The sequence below is a fragment of the Maritalea porphyrae genome (genome assembly GCF_027213965.1).
GTDB lineage: Bacteria > Pseudomonadota > Alphaproteobacteria > Rhizobiales > Devosiaceae > Maritalea > Maritalea porphyrae_A.
The window spans coordinates 307,030-322,348 of sequence record NZ_JAPWGX010000004.1; the positions used below are offsets into that span (position 1 = coordinate 307,030).

At 49.7% G+C, this 15,319-nt stretch carries 18 protein-coding genes and 2 pseudogenes; 12 read left to right on the forward strand and 8 right to left on the reverse strand.

The window, feature by feature from the left end; translation table 11 throughout:
* Positions 1–3: 3 nt before the first annotated feature.
* The 3 genes from O4H47_RS14295 to sseA are packed head-to-tail and all read right to left on the reverse strand — an operon-like array spanning position 4 to position 2,912.
* Positions 4–912: a pseudouridine-5'-phosphate glycosidase gene (locus O4H47_RS14295; RefSeq protein WP_269394681.1), complete on the reverse strand. Its 909-nt coding sequence runs from the start codon at positions 910–912 to the stop codon at positions 4–6.
* A 1-nt stretch (position 913) separates the two neighbouring features.
* A complete protein-coding gene (locus O4H47_RS14300; RefSeq protein ID WP_269394682.1) occupies positions 914–2,011 on the reverse strand; it encodes a PfkB family carbohydrate kinase in 1,098 nt (365 codons plus the stop codon).
* Between the two features lie 55 nt (positions 2,012–2,066).
* Complete coding sequence (sseA, locus tag O4H47_RS14305) at positions 2,067–2,912, reverse strand: 3-mercaptopyruvate sulfurtransferase (protein ID WP_269394683.1); 846 nt, start codon at positions 2,910–2,912, stop codon at positions 2,067–2,069.
* A gap of 86 nt (positions 2,913–2,998) precedes the next feature.
* On the opposite strand from sseA, the pseudogene O4H47_RS18180 reads away from it, so the two are divergent.
* The 5 genes and pseudogenes from O4H47_RS18180 to O4H47_RS14320 all read left to right on the forward strand — a co-directional run.
* Positions 2,999–3,430: pseudogene (locus O4H47_RS18180) on the forward strand (ATP-binding cassette domain-containing protein); the annotation flags it as partial.
* 39 nt (positions 3,431–3,469) lie between these two features.
* Positions 3,470–4,285, forward strand: a pseudogene (locus tag O4H47_RS18185) (ATP-binding cassette domain-containing protein); the annotation flags it as partial.
* Between the two features lie 189 nt (positions 4,286–4,474).
* Positions 4,475–4,807: an ABC transporter C-terminal domain-containing protein gene (locus O4H47_RS18190; protein ID WP_419719636.1), complete on the forward strand. Its 333-nt coding sequence runs from the start codon at positions 4,475–4,477 to the stop codon at positions 4,805–4,807.
* Between the two features lie 130 nt (positions 4,808–4,937).
* Positions 4,938–5,471, forward strand: coding sequence for a response regulator (locus O4H47_RS14315; RefSeq protein ID WP_269394685.1), 534 nt, complete (start codon positions 4,938–4,940; stop codon positions 5,469–5,471).
* Positions 5,472–5,522: 51 nt separating this feature from the next.
* Positions 5,523–6,464, forward strand: a complete 942-nt coding sequence (locus tag O4H47_RS14320) for a DMT family transporter (RefSeq protein WP_269394686.1) — start codon at positions 5,523–5,525, stop codon at positions 6,462–6,464.
* Here O4H47_RS14320 and O4H47_RS14325 read toward each other — a convergent pair.
* Positions 6,461–6,853: a DUF3224 domain-containing protein gene (locus O4H47_RS14325; RefSeq protein ID WP_269394687.1), complete on the reverse strand. Its 393-nt coding sequence runs from the start codon at positions 6,851–6,853 to the stop codon at positions 6,461–6,463. The two genes, O4H47_RS14320 and O4H47_RS14325, sit on opposite strands and share 4 nt — an antisense overlap.
* A gap of 77 nt (positions 6,854–6,930) precedes the next feature.
* Here O4H47_RS14325 and O4H47_RS14330 point away from each other — a divergent pair, with 77 nt between their 5' ends.
* Positions 6,931–7,737, forward strand: a complete 807-nt coding sequence (locus tag O4H47_RS14330) for an AraC family transcriptional regulator (protein ID WP_269394688.1) — start codon at positions 6,931–6,933, stop codon at positions 7,735–7,737.
* On the opposite strand, the gene O4H47_RS14335 is transcribed toward O4H47_RS14330, so the two are convergent.
* Entirely contained in the window at positions 7,734–8,891 is a 1,158-nt protein-coding gene (locus O4H47_RS14335; protein WP_269394689.1) for a trans-sulfuration enzyme family protein, read from the reverse strand. The two genes, O4H47_RS14330 and O4H47_RS14335, sit on opposite strands and share 4 nt — an antisense overlap.
* A gap of 259 nt (positions 8,892–9,150) precedes the next feature.
* Between O4H47_RS14335 and O4H47_RS14340 the strand changes: the two genes are divergently transcribed.
* From O4H47_RS14340 to O4H47_RS14355, 4 genes are all read left to right on the forward strand, one after another.
* Complete coding sequence (locus O4H47_RS14340) at positions 9,151–9,318, forward strand: hypothetical protein (protein ID WP_269394690.1); 168 nt, start codon at positions 9,151–9,153, stop codon at positions 9,316–9,318.
* Between the two features lie 71 nt (positions 9,319–9,389).
* A complete protein-coding gene (locus O4H47_RS14345; protein ID WP_269394691.1) occupies positions 9,390–10,301 on the forward strand; it encodes a polysaccharide deacetylase family protein in 912 nt (303 codons plus the stop codon).
* A 49-nt stretch (positions 10,302–10,350) separates the two neighbouring features.
* Positions 10,351–10,866, forward strand: coding sequence for an adenylate kinase (locus O4H47_RS14350; RefSeq protein WP_269394692.1), 516 nt, complete (start codon positions 10,351–10,353; stop codon positions 10,864–10,866).
* Positions 10,867–10,915: 49 nt separating this feature from the next.
* Positions 10,916–12,199 (forward strand): MFS transporter, encoded by a 1,284-nt coding sequence (locus O4H47_RS14355; RefSeq protein WP_269394693.1) that lies wholly within the window; start codon positions 10,916–10,918, stop codon positions 12,197–12,199.
* Here the strand turns inward: O4H47_RS14355 and O4H47_RS14360 are convergent.
* Together O4H47_RS14360 and O4H47_RS14365 are read right to left on the reverse strand one after the other, a co-directional pair.
* The gene (locus O4H47_RS14360) at positions 12,196–12,855 is read right to left on the reverse strand and encodes an RluA family pseudouridine synthase (protein ID WP_269394694.1); all 660 of its coding nucleotides are present in this window, start codon (positions 12,853–12,855) and stop codon (positions 12,196–12,198) included. The two genes, O4H47_RS14355 and O4H47_RS14360, sit on opposite strands and share 4 nt — an antisense overlap.
* Entirely contained in the window at positions 12,852–13,421 is a 570-nt protein-coding gene (locus tag O4H47_RS14365) for a gamma-glutamylcyclotransferase family protein (RefSeq protein WP_269394695.1), read from the reverse strand. Before O4H47_RS14365 ends, O4H47_RS14360 begins: the two co-directional genes overlap by 4 nt.
* 118 nt (positions 13,422–13,539) lie before the next feature.
* Here O4H47_RS14365 and O4H47_RS14370 point away from each other — a divergent pair, with 118 nt between their 5' ends.
* On the forward strand, positions 13,540–14,385 hold the full coding sequence (locus tag O4H47_RS14370) for an AraC family transcriptional regulator (RefSeq protein ID WP_269394696.1): 846 nt from the start codon (positions 13,540–13,542) through the stop codon (positions 14,383–14,385).
* A gap of 5 nt (positions 14,386–14,390) precedes the next feature.
* On the forward strand, positions 14,391–15,038 hold the full coding sequence (locus O4H47_RS14375) for a GyrI-like domain-containing protein (protein ID WP_269394697.1): 648 nt from the start codon (positions 14,391–14,393) through the stop codon (positions 15,036–15,038).
* Positions 15,039–15,041: 3 nt separating this feature from the next.
* Here O4H47_RS14375 and O4H47_RS14380 read toward each other — a convergent pair whose 3' ends face one another.
* Entirely contained in the window at positions 15,042–15,317 is a 276-nt protein-coding gene (locus O4H47_RS14380) for a MazG nucleotide pyrophosphohydrolase domain-containing protein (protein WP_269394698.1), read from the reverse strand.
* Positions 15,318–15,319: the final 2 nt, after the last annotated feature.

Below are 15,319 nucleotides of genomic sequence, written 5' to 3' on the forward strand. Positions count from 1 at the left end.
CCTTTATTGGGTTGCCCGTACGGCGATTTCGCCAGCCGTTTTTGCGTTGTTAATCAATAGCGCAATGTTTGCATTTAGTGAACGGCCATTGGTAAGTTCAACAACTTTTCCCAAAACATAGGGCGTAACCGCGGCACCATGGACGCCGTCCGCATCGGCCGCTTTGATGGCCGTATCGATGACTTTTTCCATTTCATCATTTGTGAGCGCTGCGTCTTCTGGAACCGGCACGGTGAAGAGCATGCCATTGTTGCCCAACAATTTGCGCCAAGCCGTTAGAATGCTTGCCGCTTCATCAACATTTGCCACAGAATGGGGAACAGCAATTGAACTATCGCGCGTGTAAAAGGCCGGTAGATTTTTGCACCCAAAGCCAATAACTGGCACGCCTTGTGTTTCCAAAACCTCCATGGTGAGGGGAAGGTCCAAGATTGATTTTGCGCCAGCGCAAACCACGGTGACCGGCGTTTTGCCTAATTCTAACAAGTCCGCTGAAACATCAAAAGGGTGACCACGGTGCACGCCGCCAATGCCACCCGTTGCAAAGACATCGATTGATGCCGCCGCAGCCAAAATCATGGTGCCCGCAACGGTCAATGAACCACTTTTGCCCAAGCCAATAAGCGCTGGGAAATCGCGTCTCGAGCATTTGGCAATCGAGCCGCGTGGTGATTTGGCAAAGGCGCGCAATTGTTCTTCGCTCATGCCAATCACAGGTTGACCGTCCACAATGCCCAAACTAGCTGGGCAAGCACCTGCGTCACGCACGGCCTGTTCCATGGCCAGTGCTGTGTCTATGTTGTGCGGATAGTCCATGCCGTGGGTTACAACGGTGGTCTCCAGCGCCACAATTGGTTGGCCAGACATTTTGGCCTTGAGTACATGCGCACCAAACTGCAAGTCAAAATTCATTTTATGTCCTTTGGATCTCTATCATTTGTGCGTTCTGAGCGACAACTTGTGCGGTTAGGTCTGGGCTGTTGCGCATTTCGCTTTGTACCGTTAGGCCTGCCGCGACAACGCCAGCTTTTGTGGCTTCAATTGGGTCTTTTTCGCCCAGTATCGCGTGCATAAATCCGGCCACAAACGCATCGCCAGCGCCTGAAACGTCTACAATATCGGTTTTTGGGATTTGCACCATGGTGATGCCGCTTTCACAAAGACACGTCACCGGTCTTGCGCCGTCGGTAATCACCACGTTCTTTGCCCCGCGCAAGTGCAATTGCTGCGCCAACGCTTGGGGGGACAAATCACCGTGCACTGATTGGGCCTCATCAAGATTGCAGAACAAAAACTCTACGCCCTTGAGGTTGTGGGGTAAGCGCCTGAACTTTGGAATTGAAACAGCGTCAATGGCCAACAAAATGTCATTGTGTAAACATCTTTTGATCAGGACTGACAACAAGCTATCAGAACAATTGGTGTCGGCGAACACCAGGCGCGATGAGACAATATGTTGCCAATCTCTATCGATCACCTGCGCATCCAAATGATCAATTATGCCCATGTCTGCAACGCCTAAATAAAGTTCACCATCTGGCTGCATTATGGCGGTGTAGGTGCCCGTTACCCCGGTGCTTTTTCGTTCAACTAGGCTTGTGTCAACGCCAATGGCGGATGTTGCTTCAATTACGGATCGCCCCGCATCATCGTTGCCAACCACGGAGATCAGTTTGACGATTTCACCAAGTTGGGCAAGATTTTCGGCTACATTTCTGGCCACGCCGCCGCGCGTTTCCGAACTTGTGCCGGGCTGCGATGTATGAGGTATGCCGTATTCATCCAAGCGCAAAATGCGATCTAGAACTGCGCCACCAATACAGGTGACGGCAGGGCTTTCCGCAAACACATAAGCGCGGCCCAAAATGAGCCCCTTCGATTGTAGTCGATCTACGTAGTTTGCAACGCTCGCCCGGGAAATCCCCAACGCTTCGCCAAGCTCTTTTTGGGTCGCAAAGGGTTGCGATTTGATCTGCGCGAGCAGTCGAGTTTCAAGATTGGTGAGGGACATATATTGCACATGCTGGTTGGCCTGACAAATGCAATAACTTGAATTGTCCAAATGGTCAATCTATTTCGACTGGCGTATCGCTCAGGCTACCCCATTCGGCCCAAGACCCGTCGTAAAGTCGGGCGTCAGTTTTGCCGATTAATTCAAGAGCGAGCAAAATAATTGCTGCGGTGACCCCTGAACCGCATGTTGCAATGGTTGGTGCGCTTAGGTCGAGACCTTGATTTGAGAATAGGACACTCAACTCTTCGTTTGATTTAAACGTACCGTCATCGTTCAAAAGGGTGGAAAAGGGCACATTGGTTGCGCCTGGCATGTGGCCAGAGCGGGTGCCAGCTCTTGGTTCAGCTTCTTGGCCAAAAAAGCGCCCTGCGCCTCGGGCGTCAAGGATTTGACTTTCGCCAGCCTTAACAAATTCGCGCATTTGGGGGAGGGGGACAGTTTGATCTTTGTTGAGCTGTGCCACAAACTCAACTCGGTTTGGTGATGGTTTCTTGTCGGTCACGGCAAATCCGGCGCTTTTCCAGGCTGGCAGTCCACCGTCTAGAACCCGCACATTTTGTGCACCATATGATTTTAACATCCACCACACCCGGGCAGCGGAAAACATTCCGGCCGCGTCATAGACCACGATTTCGTCGCTGTTTGAAATGCCCATGGCACCGACGCAATTGGCGAAATGCTCGTTTGTGGGTAGGGTATGTGGCAATCCCGACGAGCGGTCCGCAATTTCATCTATGTCAAAGAAATGGGCACCTTCAATGTGCCCGCTTGTATATTCAAAAAATGGATCCCGATTGGCGTTGGGCAAATGCCAGCTTCCATCGACAATCGCAAGGTTTGGATCGTTCAGTTTGGCATGAAGTTCGTTTGCACGGATCAAAATTGGGCGATTAGACATTTCCTGACACCATCTAATTGATTGACCTTTTGCGTTACAATGCTAAAGCCAAGCTCAAATCTAATCCAGTCCAAAGATGAGACCCGATGGCCGCTGCGCTTTTAAGCTTAAAAGATGTTCACTTAACCTTTGGCGGTACACCGCTTTTGGAGGGCGCAGAACTGTTTGTTGGGCCCGGAGAGCGCATTGCGCTGGTGGGTCGAAACGGTTCGGGTAAGTCAACACTGCTAAAAATCGCTTCTGGCGATGTGGAAGCAGATAAGGTTGAGCGTTTTGTGCAACCAGGGGTTACTGTGCGGTATTTGCCGCAGGAACCAGACCTGTCTGCATATAAGACGGTGTTGGAGTATGTTGAAGCCGGGTTGGCTCCAGGCGACGAGGATTATCGGGCGATCTATTTACTTGATCAGCTCGGTGTTGCGCATGACGCGGACCCAGCGTCTTTATCGGGTGGTGAAGCGCGTCGTGCGGCACTGGCCCGCACTTTGGCGCCTGAGCCTGACGTATTATTGCTTGATGAGCCTACCAACCATTTGGATTTGCCCGCTATTGAGTGGTTGCAAGCTGAACTGTCTTCGATGAAATCTGCAATGCTGATTATTTCGCACGATAGGCGGTTTTTGTCGGATTTGACGCGCTCAACCATTTGGCTTGATCGTGGGGTAACCCGACAAACCAGCAGAGGCTTTGCACATTTTGAAGAGTGGCGCGATGAGATATTGGCGCTTGAAGAATTAGAACAACATAAGCTAGATCGCCAGATCGTGCGTGAAGAGCATTGGGTGCGCTATGGCGTGACCGCAAGGCGCAAACGCAATGTGCGGCGAATGTCAGAGTTGGCCGATTTGCGCCAAAAACGGGATGATCACCGTGGGCCAACCGGCAGCGTAAAGCTGAGCGTTTCGGATGGTCGTCAATCCGGCGCTATTGTTGCTGACATTGAAGAGGTCTCAAAGGCTTTTGGCGACAAGCAGATTGTCAGCAAGTTTTCGACCCGGATCATGCGTGGGGATCGCATTGGTATTGTTGGACCAAACGGCGCGGGCAAAACCACGCTGATCAAAATGATCATTGGCGAACTGGCGCCAGATAGCGGCAAAGTAAAGCTTGGGACAAAGCTTGAAGTTGCAACGCTTGACCAAAAACGCGCGCAATTGGACCCAATGACCACGCTTAAGGATGCGCTGACCGGCGGTGGTGGCGACAATGTTGTCATCAACGGGCAAGCCCGCCATGTGGTTGGTTACATGAAGGATTTTTTGTTTCTACCTGAGCAGGCCAACACAGCTGTTGGAAAACTCTCTGGGGGGGAACGTGCGCGGGTGATGATTGCGCGTTCGATGTCTTTGCCTTCAAACTTTTTGATTTTAGATGAGCCGACCAACGATCTTGATCTTGAAACGCTTGATTTGTTGCAAGAAATGATTGCTGACTATGACGGTACGGTGCTGGTGGTTAGCCATGACCGTGAGTTTTTGGATCGTGTTGTAACTTCTACCATTATTGCAGACGGTGATGGGGTTTGGACCGAATATCCGGGCGGCTATTCGGATATGGTGCGGATGCGTGGTTATGGCGTGACCAAACCTAAAGGTGGGGTAAAAACGGTCAAGCCGAAGGCCCAAAAAACAACATCAGCTGCAAAGCCGAGTGCGAAAAAACTCTCGTTTAAACACAAGCATGCGCTTGATACGCTGCCAGGCGAAATAGAAAAACTTGAAGCTGAAATTGTTAAATTACAGGCTGAGTTGGCCGATCCAAACCTATATGCCCAAAATGCTGAGAAGTTTCAAAAGTTGAGCGACCAATTGTCTCAGATACAGCGAAAGTTGGACGAAAAAGAAGAGCAGTGGCTTGAAATTGAACTGCTCAAAGAAGAAATAGAAAACAGCTGAAATGCTGATTCACTGAGTTTTAGAAAATGAGACGCTCCGTTCACGTCGCGTGCAGGGGGGCAATCTACTCGAAATATTTAAGGTCAGGGCTTATCCTTTATTTAGGTTGGCCCATTTTTTTGAGGTGCACATGTCCAAGTACCATACTCGACAGGTGGTTATCGTCGCTGAACAGCGGTTGATCATTGATTGTGTGCGAAGCGCGTTGCGCGCAATGGGTATTAGCAAAATTACGCTTTTTACAAAGCCGAAAGAGGCGATGACACACATGCAGACCAAGTCGGTGGATGTTTTGGTGCTCGATGACAGTTTGAGCACCCAAAATCCGCTCGAATTCGTCGCCAAGTTGCGAATGGACAAGGCGGTTGTGTCTCGCTTCGTGCCAGTCATTCTTATTTCGGACAATGGTATGCCCAAAACCATAATGCGGGCAATCAAGGCTGGGGTGGATGAGGTGCTGGTGAAGCCAGTTGCTGAGAAGGCCGTAAGGCAACGCATTGAGAAGACCATTGATAATCCGCGTGCATGCATTTCAGTGCCATCGGGTTATGTTGGGCCTGACCGGCGTCGGTCAATTAAAGAATTCATGGCTGGGGATGATCGCCGCACAGAAAACAAAGCCGATGTTTTACAACGTAAATCTGGTACTGTGCCCGAAGAATAAATCTTCGTTCTCTTAATGCATCTTGCTTCGCTGCAATGATATGGGATAGCTTTGAACGATCTTGGCATGTCGTGTTCTGCGACATCAGCATTCAAACTTGGTGGTTCTATGCGCAACTTGGGTGCCGCGCAGGCGCTTTTTCTGGCTACAGGCGGCGTCGCTGTTTTGGCCTTGATGGATGCGTTAGTGAAAAGCTTGTCGGGCGGTTTGCCGACCATTGAGATTTTGTTCTTTCGACAGATCGGGGCGGCCGTCTTGCTCGGCATTTTGGTGCTCGTCACCGGAGCATCATTGCCCCATCCTAGCCGGTTGAAAACCCATGTTTTGCGTTCGCTGATGATCGGGATGACGGCATTCGCCTTCTTTTATGCGCTTGGTGAGTTGCCGCTGAGTTTGGTAACCGCAATTTCGCTTACCGCGCCGATTATGGTGGCGGTGCTTGGCGTTGTGGTTTTGAAGGAAGAATTGAACAAAACGCTGGTCGTTGCATCCTTGTTGGGGTTTGCCGGTGCCATGATTGTTACGTTCGGTGGCAATCAAACCCCGATCAGTGAAGGCGGGAGCATTTTGGCGTGGGCCGCCGCAATCATTAGCCCGATCACCTACGCCATCAGTATTATTATTCTGAAAAACCAAACCTCGCAGTCCAGTGCGCAGGTTATCACTTTCGTTCAGGCCGGACTAATTGCTATGTTTTGTCTTCCGTTTTTGATGGGCAATTTTGTTGTCCCGGTGGGGGACCAGATTTGGCAGGTGGCTGCGCTTGGTTTGCTTGGTGCAGTTGGTTTTATGCTTTTTGTGACAGCACTCAAACACGTGCCCGCATCAATGTTTGCCATGGTCGACAATACAGCGCTGATTTGGGCAGCACTATATGGTTTTTTGTTCTTTACCGAAGTGCCGCACCCAACTTTGTGGGTTGGTGCGGCAATGATTGTTTGTGCTTGCCTTTTGGTCGCTAGACGCCATGTGCGAAAAAGCCCAAAGCGTTAAATACCTTCAACTTCTAGCGAAAAGTTAACTGCCCTGTCCGTTGCCGCATAGCTGCCGGCACCCACGATTTTCGCAAAATCTCCTTGCCCTGAACCCTTAATTATTGTCCAAGCTGTTTGCGCAATATCGTTGGCAAATGTGCCCGTTTCTTGCAGAAAAAATGTACCTTCCAATCCACCAATTGTGCCGGTGAATTGTAAAGCGCCGCAATAGGATGCAGTTTGCTCGTTCTGGTAAATCAACAGATATTTGCCTGACAATTGTCCTTTTAGATCTCCGCTCACACTGTAAACAATATCGGCTTCATTGGCTTTTGCTGGACCGCTTACCTCTAGGAAGCTTTTTTCTTCCCATTTGGCGATTGTGAATTCACCTGCTAAAATGCGCATATATTCTCCTTTTTGCTATAGCTTGCACAGACAAGGGGCGAAGGAATTGTAATAATGCGACAGGGAACGGCTATAAAATGGGTCGTGCAAAACCTAATCAGCCCAAGGGCTTGATTGAAAAACACGTAAGCTTGCAACACTTTGATCTGACTTTGGTGACACCAAGTGCAGCGCTTGAGCAGGTTGTTGCCAATTATTGGATCATTGAGTGGGATTTGCCCAGGGGCCGCGCCTATGCGCAAGAAAACCTGCCCCATGCCAGTCAACATTTAGTGTTGGATCCTCAGTATCAGTCGGGCGTATTTGGCCTAACGAGCGGTGCTTTTACTTATCACCTACAGGGTAAGGGACGTGTTTTTGGGGTTAAGTTCCATCCCGGACAGTTTCGTCGATTTGCGGCGCATGATATGCGCAATTTGACCGATCACTGTGTGCCAGTTTCTTCATATTTTGATGTTGATGATAATGAGCTTTTACGCGGCTTTTGCGCGGCCAAACATTGTGCAGATTTCGCGCCGGCGATTGAGCATATGCTGCTGAACTGCGAAATCAAAGAGGACGCGAAGGCCAAACTTGCGCAAGAGGTGGTTGAGTTTATCGAGGTGAACCGCGAGATATTTGAGGTGGCGGTTGTTGCCCAGCATTTCCACGTGTCCCCCCGCGCATTACAAAGGCTATTTGCAGAATATGTGGGCATTGGCCCCAAATGGGTGATCGAGCGCTACCGGATGATCGAAGCGATCGAGGCGCTGAACAATTCAAGCCATATTTCGCTGACTGAATTGTCCCACGCGCTGGGGTATTTTGATCAGGCGCATTTTTCCAGGGCTTTTAAGCGCCTGACCGGGCGTCGTCCAACCGAAATTGGTTTGCCTCCGACTTAGGAAAGGGCCTCATTGAGGTCGCCGATGAGGTCTTGGATGTGCTCGATGCCGACGGATAGCCGGATTAGGTTTTCAGGCACACCTGTTGCATCCCCTTCAATCGAATGGCGATGCTCGACTAAGCTTTCAACGCCGCCGAGCGATGTCGCCCGTTTAAACGTTTCCAATTTCGCACAGACTGCAAGCGCAGTTTTGGCGTCGCCTTTTACTTGAAAGCTCAACAGCGAGCCATAACCATTTGGCATTTGCTTTGTGGCAAGCTCGTGTTTCTCGTGAGAAGTAAGGCCAGGGTAAAGGACCGCTTCGACCTTTGGATGGTTTTGCAAGAAGGTTGCTACGGCCATCGTGTTTTCGCACATACGTTCCATACGCAAGGGAAGGGTGCGCATGCCCCGGATCAATAGCCAGGCTTCAAAGCTACCCAACACCGCGCCAGCGTCATGACGGTCCATAGCGATGGCTTGCCAAATTTCGCTTTGTGCGTCGTTTGTGGCCAAAAAGCCTGCCAGAACATCTGAATGGCCGTTGATCGATTTGGTCGCCGAATGCATCACGATGTCTGCGCCAAAAGCGAGCGGGTTGCTTAAAACAGGGCTAGCGGCGGTTGAATCAACAACCAGTTTTGCGCCCACCTCGTGGCTAAGCGCTGCAGCTTGTGCAATGTCTGTGACACGCAACCATGGGTTTGATGGTGTTTCCACAAATACGAGATCAGGCTTTGCGGTGCCAATTGTCTTGGCCAAAACGTCCATATCGCTGCATTCGATTTCGTGCAGGTTGATTTCACGACGGGCGCAGAAATCGCGTACCCATTTGGTGGTGCCCCAATAGATTTGAGACTGCAAGATGATGGTGCCATTGTTTGGCACTGTGCGCATCACAGCTGCGATCGCTGCCATGCCCGAAGGGAATAGGAGGCCTGCATCAGCATTTTCTGCTTTGGCCAAAATGTCTTCGCCCAAGCGCACCAAATCGTCATCGTCTCGCGCATAGAGGTGATTAGGGCTGATTTGCGAATAATCAGAATTGCGCGCAAATGTTGTTGAAGACTGGATTGGTGGCACAACCCCGCCAGTTTGGGGATCGATCGCTCCGTTGGCCTGAACCATGCGTGTGGTGACGTGTTGATTGGCGCGCTTTTGCTGTTCAGCCATAAATGCCTCGCAATGGGGAAAGAAATTGCCGGAGTCGGCAGTTGTAATCATGATATTTGTGCTGTTTAAATTCTTCAAGTCCATAAAACGAGTTGCCGTACCATTCGGTACATTGTTTAGTTAAAGTAAACAGACTGACGCTTACGTAAATTGTTGGTGGTATTGGTTGCAAAACTGTGGTTAACACCACCGCTAAGTATTGCGTGCCGAAAACAATCGGCGAAAAAAATGTTATTGCTAGGCGACAGAGGCCGTTTAAATGAAGAACCAAATTTTGCTCACCGCGCTTTCGCGCGTGGAGACCCAATCCGTTTATGCCCCATCTGGGGAAGAGATGTTGGTGATTAGCCGACGTGACTATGAACGACTTATCAATATACTTGAAGGTGTGGAATTCTTAATCAAAGATGAACATATTGCGTGCTAAGTTGTTGGAAGTAAATAATTAACCATAACCGATGTAAAAAACCTATAGTTTCATAGTTGTAGGTTTTGTACATGTTGTGCGTAAGGGTTGTGTTGGCGTCTGTCTGTCTGTGTGCGTGGCTAACGGGTTGTGCAAAGCCGCCACAAAGACTAGATCAGTCAGCAACCCCAACATCACAACAGCTGGCTTATGCCGCACAAAACAAAGTCACTAGCCCGCTGGCCGTTCAAACCGCTAATCCTGAAATTGATACAAAGATTAGAACTGCATCGATAAACAATGATGCTGGTTTGAACTTTAGTTTGCGCCGTGGTTTAACTGGTCGTGATCTAACCATAGAGACGCAAGCCGACGTGAAGCTGGCCGCTGGTGAAGTGGTGATAACGTTTGACGATGGACCAAGACCGGGCAAAACCGACACAATTCTAGATATCCTGGATCAGTATAACGCCAAAGCGACGTTCTTAATGCTGGGGCAGGCGGCGCAAAAACATCCGGGTCTGGTCCGCGAAGTGGCCAAAAGAGGTCACACGGTGGGTTTGCACACGCACACACATGGCGACCTCACCAAAGTCAATTTGGTTGCGGCATTGGCAGAGATTGAGCGCGGGCGGCAGCCCTTGGTTGCTGCTCTGTCACCGATCAACAAGGCACCAGCACCATTCTTTAGGTTTCCCTATTTGGCGCAAAATCAAAAGCTGCGCCGTGCTGTCAACAATGCGGGTCTTGTGATCATGGATGTGCAAATAGACAGCAAAGATTATTACAAAGCGAGCTCCGCTGAGGTCTTGCAGCGCACGCTGGCTCGGCTGGATCAACAAGGTAAAGGTATCGTATTGTTCCACGATATCCATCAGCGTACTGTCGATATGCTGCCAGATTTCTTAGCCGAGCTGAAATCTCGTGGCTATAAAGTTGTTGCTCTGGTGCCAGATCAGCGATTGCAGTTGCGCTCCAATACCCTACTTGCCCAAAACAATTAAACCAAGTATACCGCGCGTCCTTAACTTTGTTGATATTGGGGAAGCGCAGATGAAACGTGTCTTAATTGTTGGGTGTTCTGGATCCGGAAAATCAACTTTGGGCCGACGTCTGGGCAAACTTCTTGGCTTGCCGGTTGTTCATATGGATCAGCACTTTTTTCACCCCGGATGGGTGGTGAAGGAGGGTGAAGAGTGGACCAATATCGTTGCAGATTTGATTGCGAAAGAGAGTTGGGTCATGGATGGCAATTACTCCAACACACTGGCCACTCGGATCAAGCGTGCGGATACTGTCATCTTCTTAGATTTTCCAACATGGTTTTGCTTTTACCGCGTTATCAAGCGTTTCATCACCGCATTTGGCACGGCGCGTGAAGATGTTGCACCGGGGTGTGTAGAGCAACTTGATCCCGAATTTTTGGGTTATGTGTTGAACTACAATCGGCGTTCTCGCCCAAAGATGCTTAAAATCATGGAAGCCTTTGAAGGCGATTTCATAACCCTAAAATCAGTCAAGGAGATTGATGGTTTTGTGACACAGTTGGGCGAAAAGGCCGCAGCATAAGCGTTTGCCCAATTGCCAGCAATAGCGTTTTGTGAATAGTAAGCGCTATATGATCAATTCAAATTTCTTTAAACTTTTTCTCGCCAGCGCCGCATCGAATTTAGGAGACGGGATCGCACTCATCGCGTTTCCATGGTTTGCCTCACTGCTGACCCGTGACCCATTTCTGATTGCACTGGTGCCCCTATTTGGGCGCGCGCCATGGCTACTATTTTCCTTACCCGCAGGCGTCATTATCGATCGGGTTGATCGTCGACGTTTGATTTTTATGACAGATATCGCCCGTGCTGCCTTAACCCTGTTGGTATGCGGCGTTGTTTTAGCCTCTGTGAATGAGGTAGGTGCAGATTTGGTTGCTGCTGAGCATTCAATCGCCGCACTGGGCGTGCTTTATACATGCGCACTATTGATCGGGATTGCGGAAGTTTTGCGCGACAATGCGGCTCAAACCATTCTGCCTTCGGTTGTGCCGTCGGTGCAATTGGAGAACGCAAACAGCAAATTGGCAACCGTTGAGTTGGTGATGAACTCACTATGCGGCCCACCGCTGGCCGGCTTCCTCATTGCTCTATCGTTGGGGTTAGCGTTTGCTGTAAATGCCGGTGTTTTGTTTCTCGCCGCATTGTTGGTGTTTTTGATTGCTGGGCAATACCGCACCACAAAGGCGGATGATTATGTGCCTGTTCATTGGATTGTCGATCTGAAAGAGGGATTGGGATGGCTGTTCGGGCATACACTATTGCGCGACCTAGCATTCTTGCTTGGTTTGACCAATGGCGCCTACATGATGTCGTTGGCAACACAAGTTTTGTTTGCGCAAGAGATCCTTGGCTTGGACGCAGCTGGGTTTGGCTTGCTGCTCACCGGGGCTGCATTTGGCGGCGTTATTGGTGGGCTCGCTGCGCCCCATCTTGCTAAAAACTTTAGATCGGCAACTTTGTTGCGCGTGTCTTTGTTGTTGTTTGCAACAGAGTCGATCATATTTGGCCTCACTAGCCATCCAATCATTGCTTGGTTCACCCTTTTCCTTGGCTCAGCTGCGGGCATCGTGTGGAATGTAATCACCGTCACGCTGCGCCAGACCATAATTCCGGACAGGCTGATGGGGCGTGTGAATAGCGTTTATCGGTTTTTCGGCTGGGGCATGATGCCCGTAGGCACTTTTGTTGGCGGTGTCTTGGTCAGCGTTGCCCAGTTAAGTATTGGGCGCGAGTGGGCATTGCGAATTCCACATCTGTTGGCTGGAGCTTTGATGTTGGGTGGATTGGTGGTCTTGTTCTATCGACTAACCCATCAAAAAATTGATGCCGCTCGGGCGCATGCGAAAGCCTAGAACGGCAATTCTGCATCAAATGTCACGCGTTCCCCGCCTCTTGGATGATGAACGGTGAGCGATAGGGCGTGCAATCGTAAACGGTCCGCAGCATCAAGCGCTTCGCCCAAAGCGTAAAAGCGATCACCCAAAATGGGGTGGCCAAGGGCCAGCATGTGCACACGCAATTGGTGGGAGCGCCCGGTGATTGGCGTTAATTCCATTCTTGTCCAATTTTCATTTCGTTCTAAAATGGACCAATTGGTTTGCGCGTTGCGCCCCTGTTCGTGATCGACCATTTGCTTGGGTCTGTTTGGCCAGTCACACCGTAGGGGCAGGTTTACGGTGCCGTCGTCGCCTTCCACCTTGCCAAATACGTCTGCGACATAGGTTTTTGCCGTGTGTCGGCGCTCAAATTGCAACCCCAAATGGCGGTGTGCTTCTGGGTTCATGGCCATAATCACGACGCCAGATGTGTCCATGTCCAGACGGTGGACAATGCGGGATGTCGGGAACTTGCTTTGGGCGCGTGCCTCCAAACAATCTGCATGTTCTGCGGCTTTTCCGGGGACCGTCAGTAAGCCAGAAGGTTTGTTGAGGACCAGAATTTCATCGTCTTGGTGGATGACGTCGAGAAAGGGATCTGTTGGTGGTGCATAGACGAAATCGCCAATCATGCGCCCGTTTTTTCGATCAGGTGTCCAAATCCAGACTTGTTGAGCAACATTTCCGCTTCCAGTTTGCCTTCGCGTACTTCGTGCGGGTCTGGCATGTAGGGATGTTGTGCCAACATTTCTTGGTGGTGGAGCGGCAAGCCGTTTTCAATGGCGCCAGATAGGCAAAGTGCCCAATACCAATGATAGGGGTGGGGCGGATTTGGATGTGGTTCAACCATATAAGTGACAGTCTGGAGTTTCTCGCCGGTTGGTGTTTCCACTAAAAGATTGGGTTCGCGGGTATATTTCATCGGGCGATCCCAGTCTAAACCCTCAAACTTGTCGAGCACGGGCGCTTCGCTGATTGCCATCTCGTAGACCACGCCGTGTACTTGGTCGTTGCCATTTTCGGTTCTAAACATAGCCATTTTGCCAGATGCACCATGATCATCATCGGCCACCATGCCATAATTGATCGCGTGGCCGCTTACACTGGCGATCGCCACAGGCTTGGCTGATGCGCACCGGTTTTGCAGCCGGGCGTTTAGCAAATTGGAGCCATAGGCGAAATAGTAAAAGCTGCTCATGATGTTCCCGAGTTTTTTGCAATTGTTATTTGATATGGTGATCTGCACCAAATTCAGCAAGATTTGTCAATTCAGGATATGTTTATCTTCGTGCATAAATTGGAAGGACTTTGATTAATTGGCGGTAAATAAGATCAAATATCAGGATCGTCTGGATCGTGTCATCAACTATATTTACGACCATTTGGACGAGGACATCGATCTAAACCGACTGGCGGAAATTGCTTGTCTGTCACCTTATCATTGGCATCGCGTTTATCGGGGTATGAAAGGTGAAAGTATTGTCGCCACAGTTAAGAGGTTGCGCTTGCACCGCGCTGCAACCCAGTTGGCCAATACTAAACTACCATTGGAACGAGTGATTTCTCGTTCTGGCTACAGTAGCGCATCTGCGTTCTCGCGAGCCTTTTCGGATCGATATGGCATGCCACCAGCAAAATTCCGCGAGTGCGGACGTCCTTCCAATCTTATTCAATATGTTGCTGAGGGAAATGCACAAATGCACGAGGTTGAGATTAAGAGATTGGATGAGATCGTTCTTGTAGGGTTGTTTCATCAAGGCTCCTATCATGAAATTGGAAAGGCCTTTGAAAAACTCAATGTATTTGGCCGGGCCAAAGGTTTGATGGGGCCAGATATGCGATCGTTTGGGGTATATTTTGACGATCCGGACGTTGTGGAAACGGGCGAGTTGAACTCGTTCGCCGGTATTGTCGAGACCCAAGAAACCTTCCCTGAAGACCCGTTTGAACGGGTTCAATTCTCGGGTGGGCGGTTTGCTGTGATGCGGTTTAAAGGCCCCTATGCCCAGCTTCCATCGGCCTATCACTGGTTTTATGGCACTTGGCTTGTTCAAACAGAACAGATTTTGCGTGACGCGCCGTGTTTAGAGGCCTATTTAAACGATCCGCGCGAGGTTGCGCCTTCAGATTTATTGACCGACATTTTCATGCCAATTGAGTGAGCTACATGAGCAAAAAGAACAAAATCGACTTCAAACGCCAAGATGCGAAGCTTTACAGCGGAAAGGTCGAACGCTTTGATTTGGTCAAAGTGCCGCCGATGAATTACCTGATGATTGATGGGGATGGTGGCCCAGGAAGTGAGAGCTATCCGGCCGCAATTGCTGCCCTTTATGCGCTAAGCTATGGGTTAAAGTTCTTTTCCAAGATCGAGATGGAAAAAGACTATGTGGTTGGTCCCCTAGAAGGCCTTTGGTGGGCCGATGATATGGAAACATTTATCACGCGGGAAAAAGACAAGTGGAAATGGACCATGATGATCCGGCAACCAGATTGGTTGCTTGGCGAACATCTTGATCAGGTTCTTGAAACTTCAATTGAAAAGAACGGTGCAAAATCAGATGCGCCAACGGATGAGGCTACATTGCGTTCTGTTCGTCTTGAAACCTTGGACGAGGGCGATTGTGTGCAAGTTTTGCATGTTGGCGCCTATGATGACGAGGGGCCAGTTCTAGCACAAATGCATAATGAATATGTGCCACAGAACAAAATGAAGATGATCGGTAAGCACCATGAGATCTATTTGAATGATCCGCGCAAAGTGACGCCGGACAAACTTAAGACTATTTTGCGTCAGCCTGTTCATTTGCAGTAGCGTTCATAGGCTTGAATAACTTTGTTTGCGCGCCATAGCGCACTCAATCATTTCTTCGCTTGGCGGATCAATTGCTCCGTGCTTTTCTGCCAAGCGAATTACCCCAAGCAAATCCGCAAGTTCCTTTGTAAGTGCAAAACCGTTCTTTTCACCGGTATCTGCGTTTGTTGTATCCACACCAAACCGCTTGACTTTGGAAACAGCTTGAATGATTTCCGCGCACTCTTCTACGAGTATTGTTAGAGCTTCTAACTTTTGATCTTCACTAACCGTCATCATCC

Bases quoted from the DNA above. Each gene is read 5' to 3' on its own strand.
- O4H47_RS14355 (WP_269394693.1), top strand. From the start codon at position 10,916: ATGATCAATTCAAATTTCTTTAAACTTTTTCTCGCCAGCGCCGCATCG.
- O4H47_RS14375 (WP_269394697.1), top strand. From the start codon at position 14,391: ATGAGCAAAAAGAACAAAATCGACTTCAAACGCCAAGATGCGAAGCTT.
- O4H47_RS14365 (WP_269394695.1), bottom strand. From the start codon at position 13,421: ATGAGCAGCTTTTACTATTTCGCCTATGGCTCCAATTTGCTAAACGCC.
- O4H47_RS14300 (WP_269394682.1), bottom strand. From the start codon at position 2,011: ATGTCCCTCACCAATCTTGAAACTCGACTGCTCGCGCAGATCAAATCG.
- O4H47_RS14360 (WP_269394694.1), bottom strand. From the start codon at position 12,855: ATGATTGGCGATTTCGTCTATGCACCACCAACAGATCCCTTTCTCGAC.
- O4H47_RS14325 (WP_269394687.1), bottom strand. From the start codon at position 6,853: ATGCGCATTTTAGCAGGTGAATTCACAATCGCCAAATGGGAAGAAAAA.
- O4H47_RS14295 (WP_269394681.1), bottom strand. From the start codon at position 912: ATGAATTTTGACTTGCAGTTTGGTGCGCATGTACTCAAGGCCAAAATG.
- O4H47_RS14330 (WP_269394688.1), top strand. From the start codon at position 6,931: ATGGGTCGTGCAAAACCTAATCAGCCCAAGGGCTTGATTGAAAAACAC.
- O4H47_RS18190 (WP_419719636.1), top strand. From the start codon at position 4,475: ATGCGTGGTTATGGCGTGACCAAACCTAAAGGTGGGGTAAAAACGGTC.
- O4H47_RS14380 (WP_269394698.1), bottom strand. From the start codon at position 15,317: ATGATGACGGTTAGTGAAGATCAAAAGTTAGAAGCTCTAACAATACTC.
- O4H47_RS14335 (WP_269394689.1), bottom strand. From the start codon at position 8,891: ATGGCTGAACAGCAAAAGCGCGCCAATCAACACGTCACCACACGCATG.
- O4H47_RS14315 (WP_269394685.1), top strand. From the start codon at position 4,938: ATGTCCAAGTACCATACTCGACAGGTGGTTATCGTCGCTGAACAGCGG.
- sseA (WP_269394683.1), bottom strand. From the start codon at position 2,912: ATGTCTAATCGCCCAATTTTGATCCGTGCAAACGAACTTCATGCCAAA.
- O4H47_RS14340 (WP_269394690.1), top strand. From the start codon at position 9,151: ATGAAGAACCAAATTTTGCTCACCGCGCTTTCGCGCGTGGAGACCCAA.
- O4H47_RS14350 (WP_269394692.1), top strand. From the start codon at position 10,351: ATGAAACGTGTCTTAATTGTTGGGTGTTCTGGATCCGGAAAATCAACT.
- O4H47_RS14345 (WP_269394691.1), top strand. From the start codon at position 9,390: ATGTTGTGCGTAAGGGTTGTGTTGGCGTCTGTCTGTCTGTGTGCGTGG.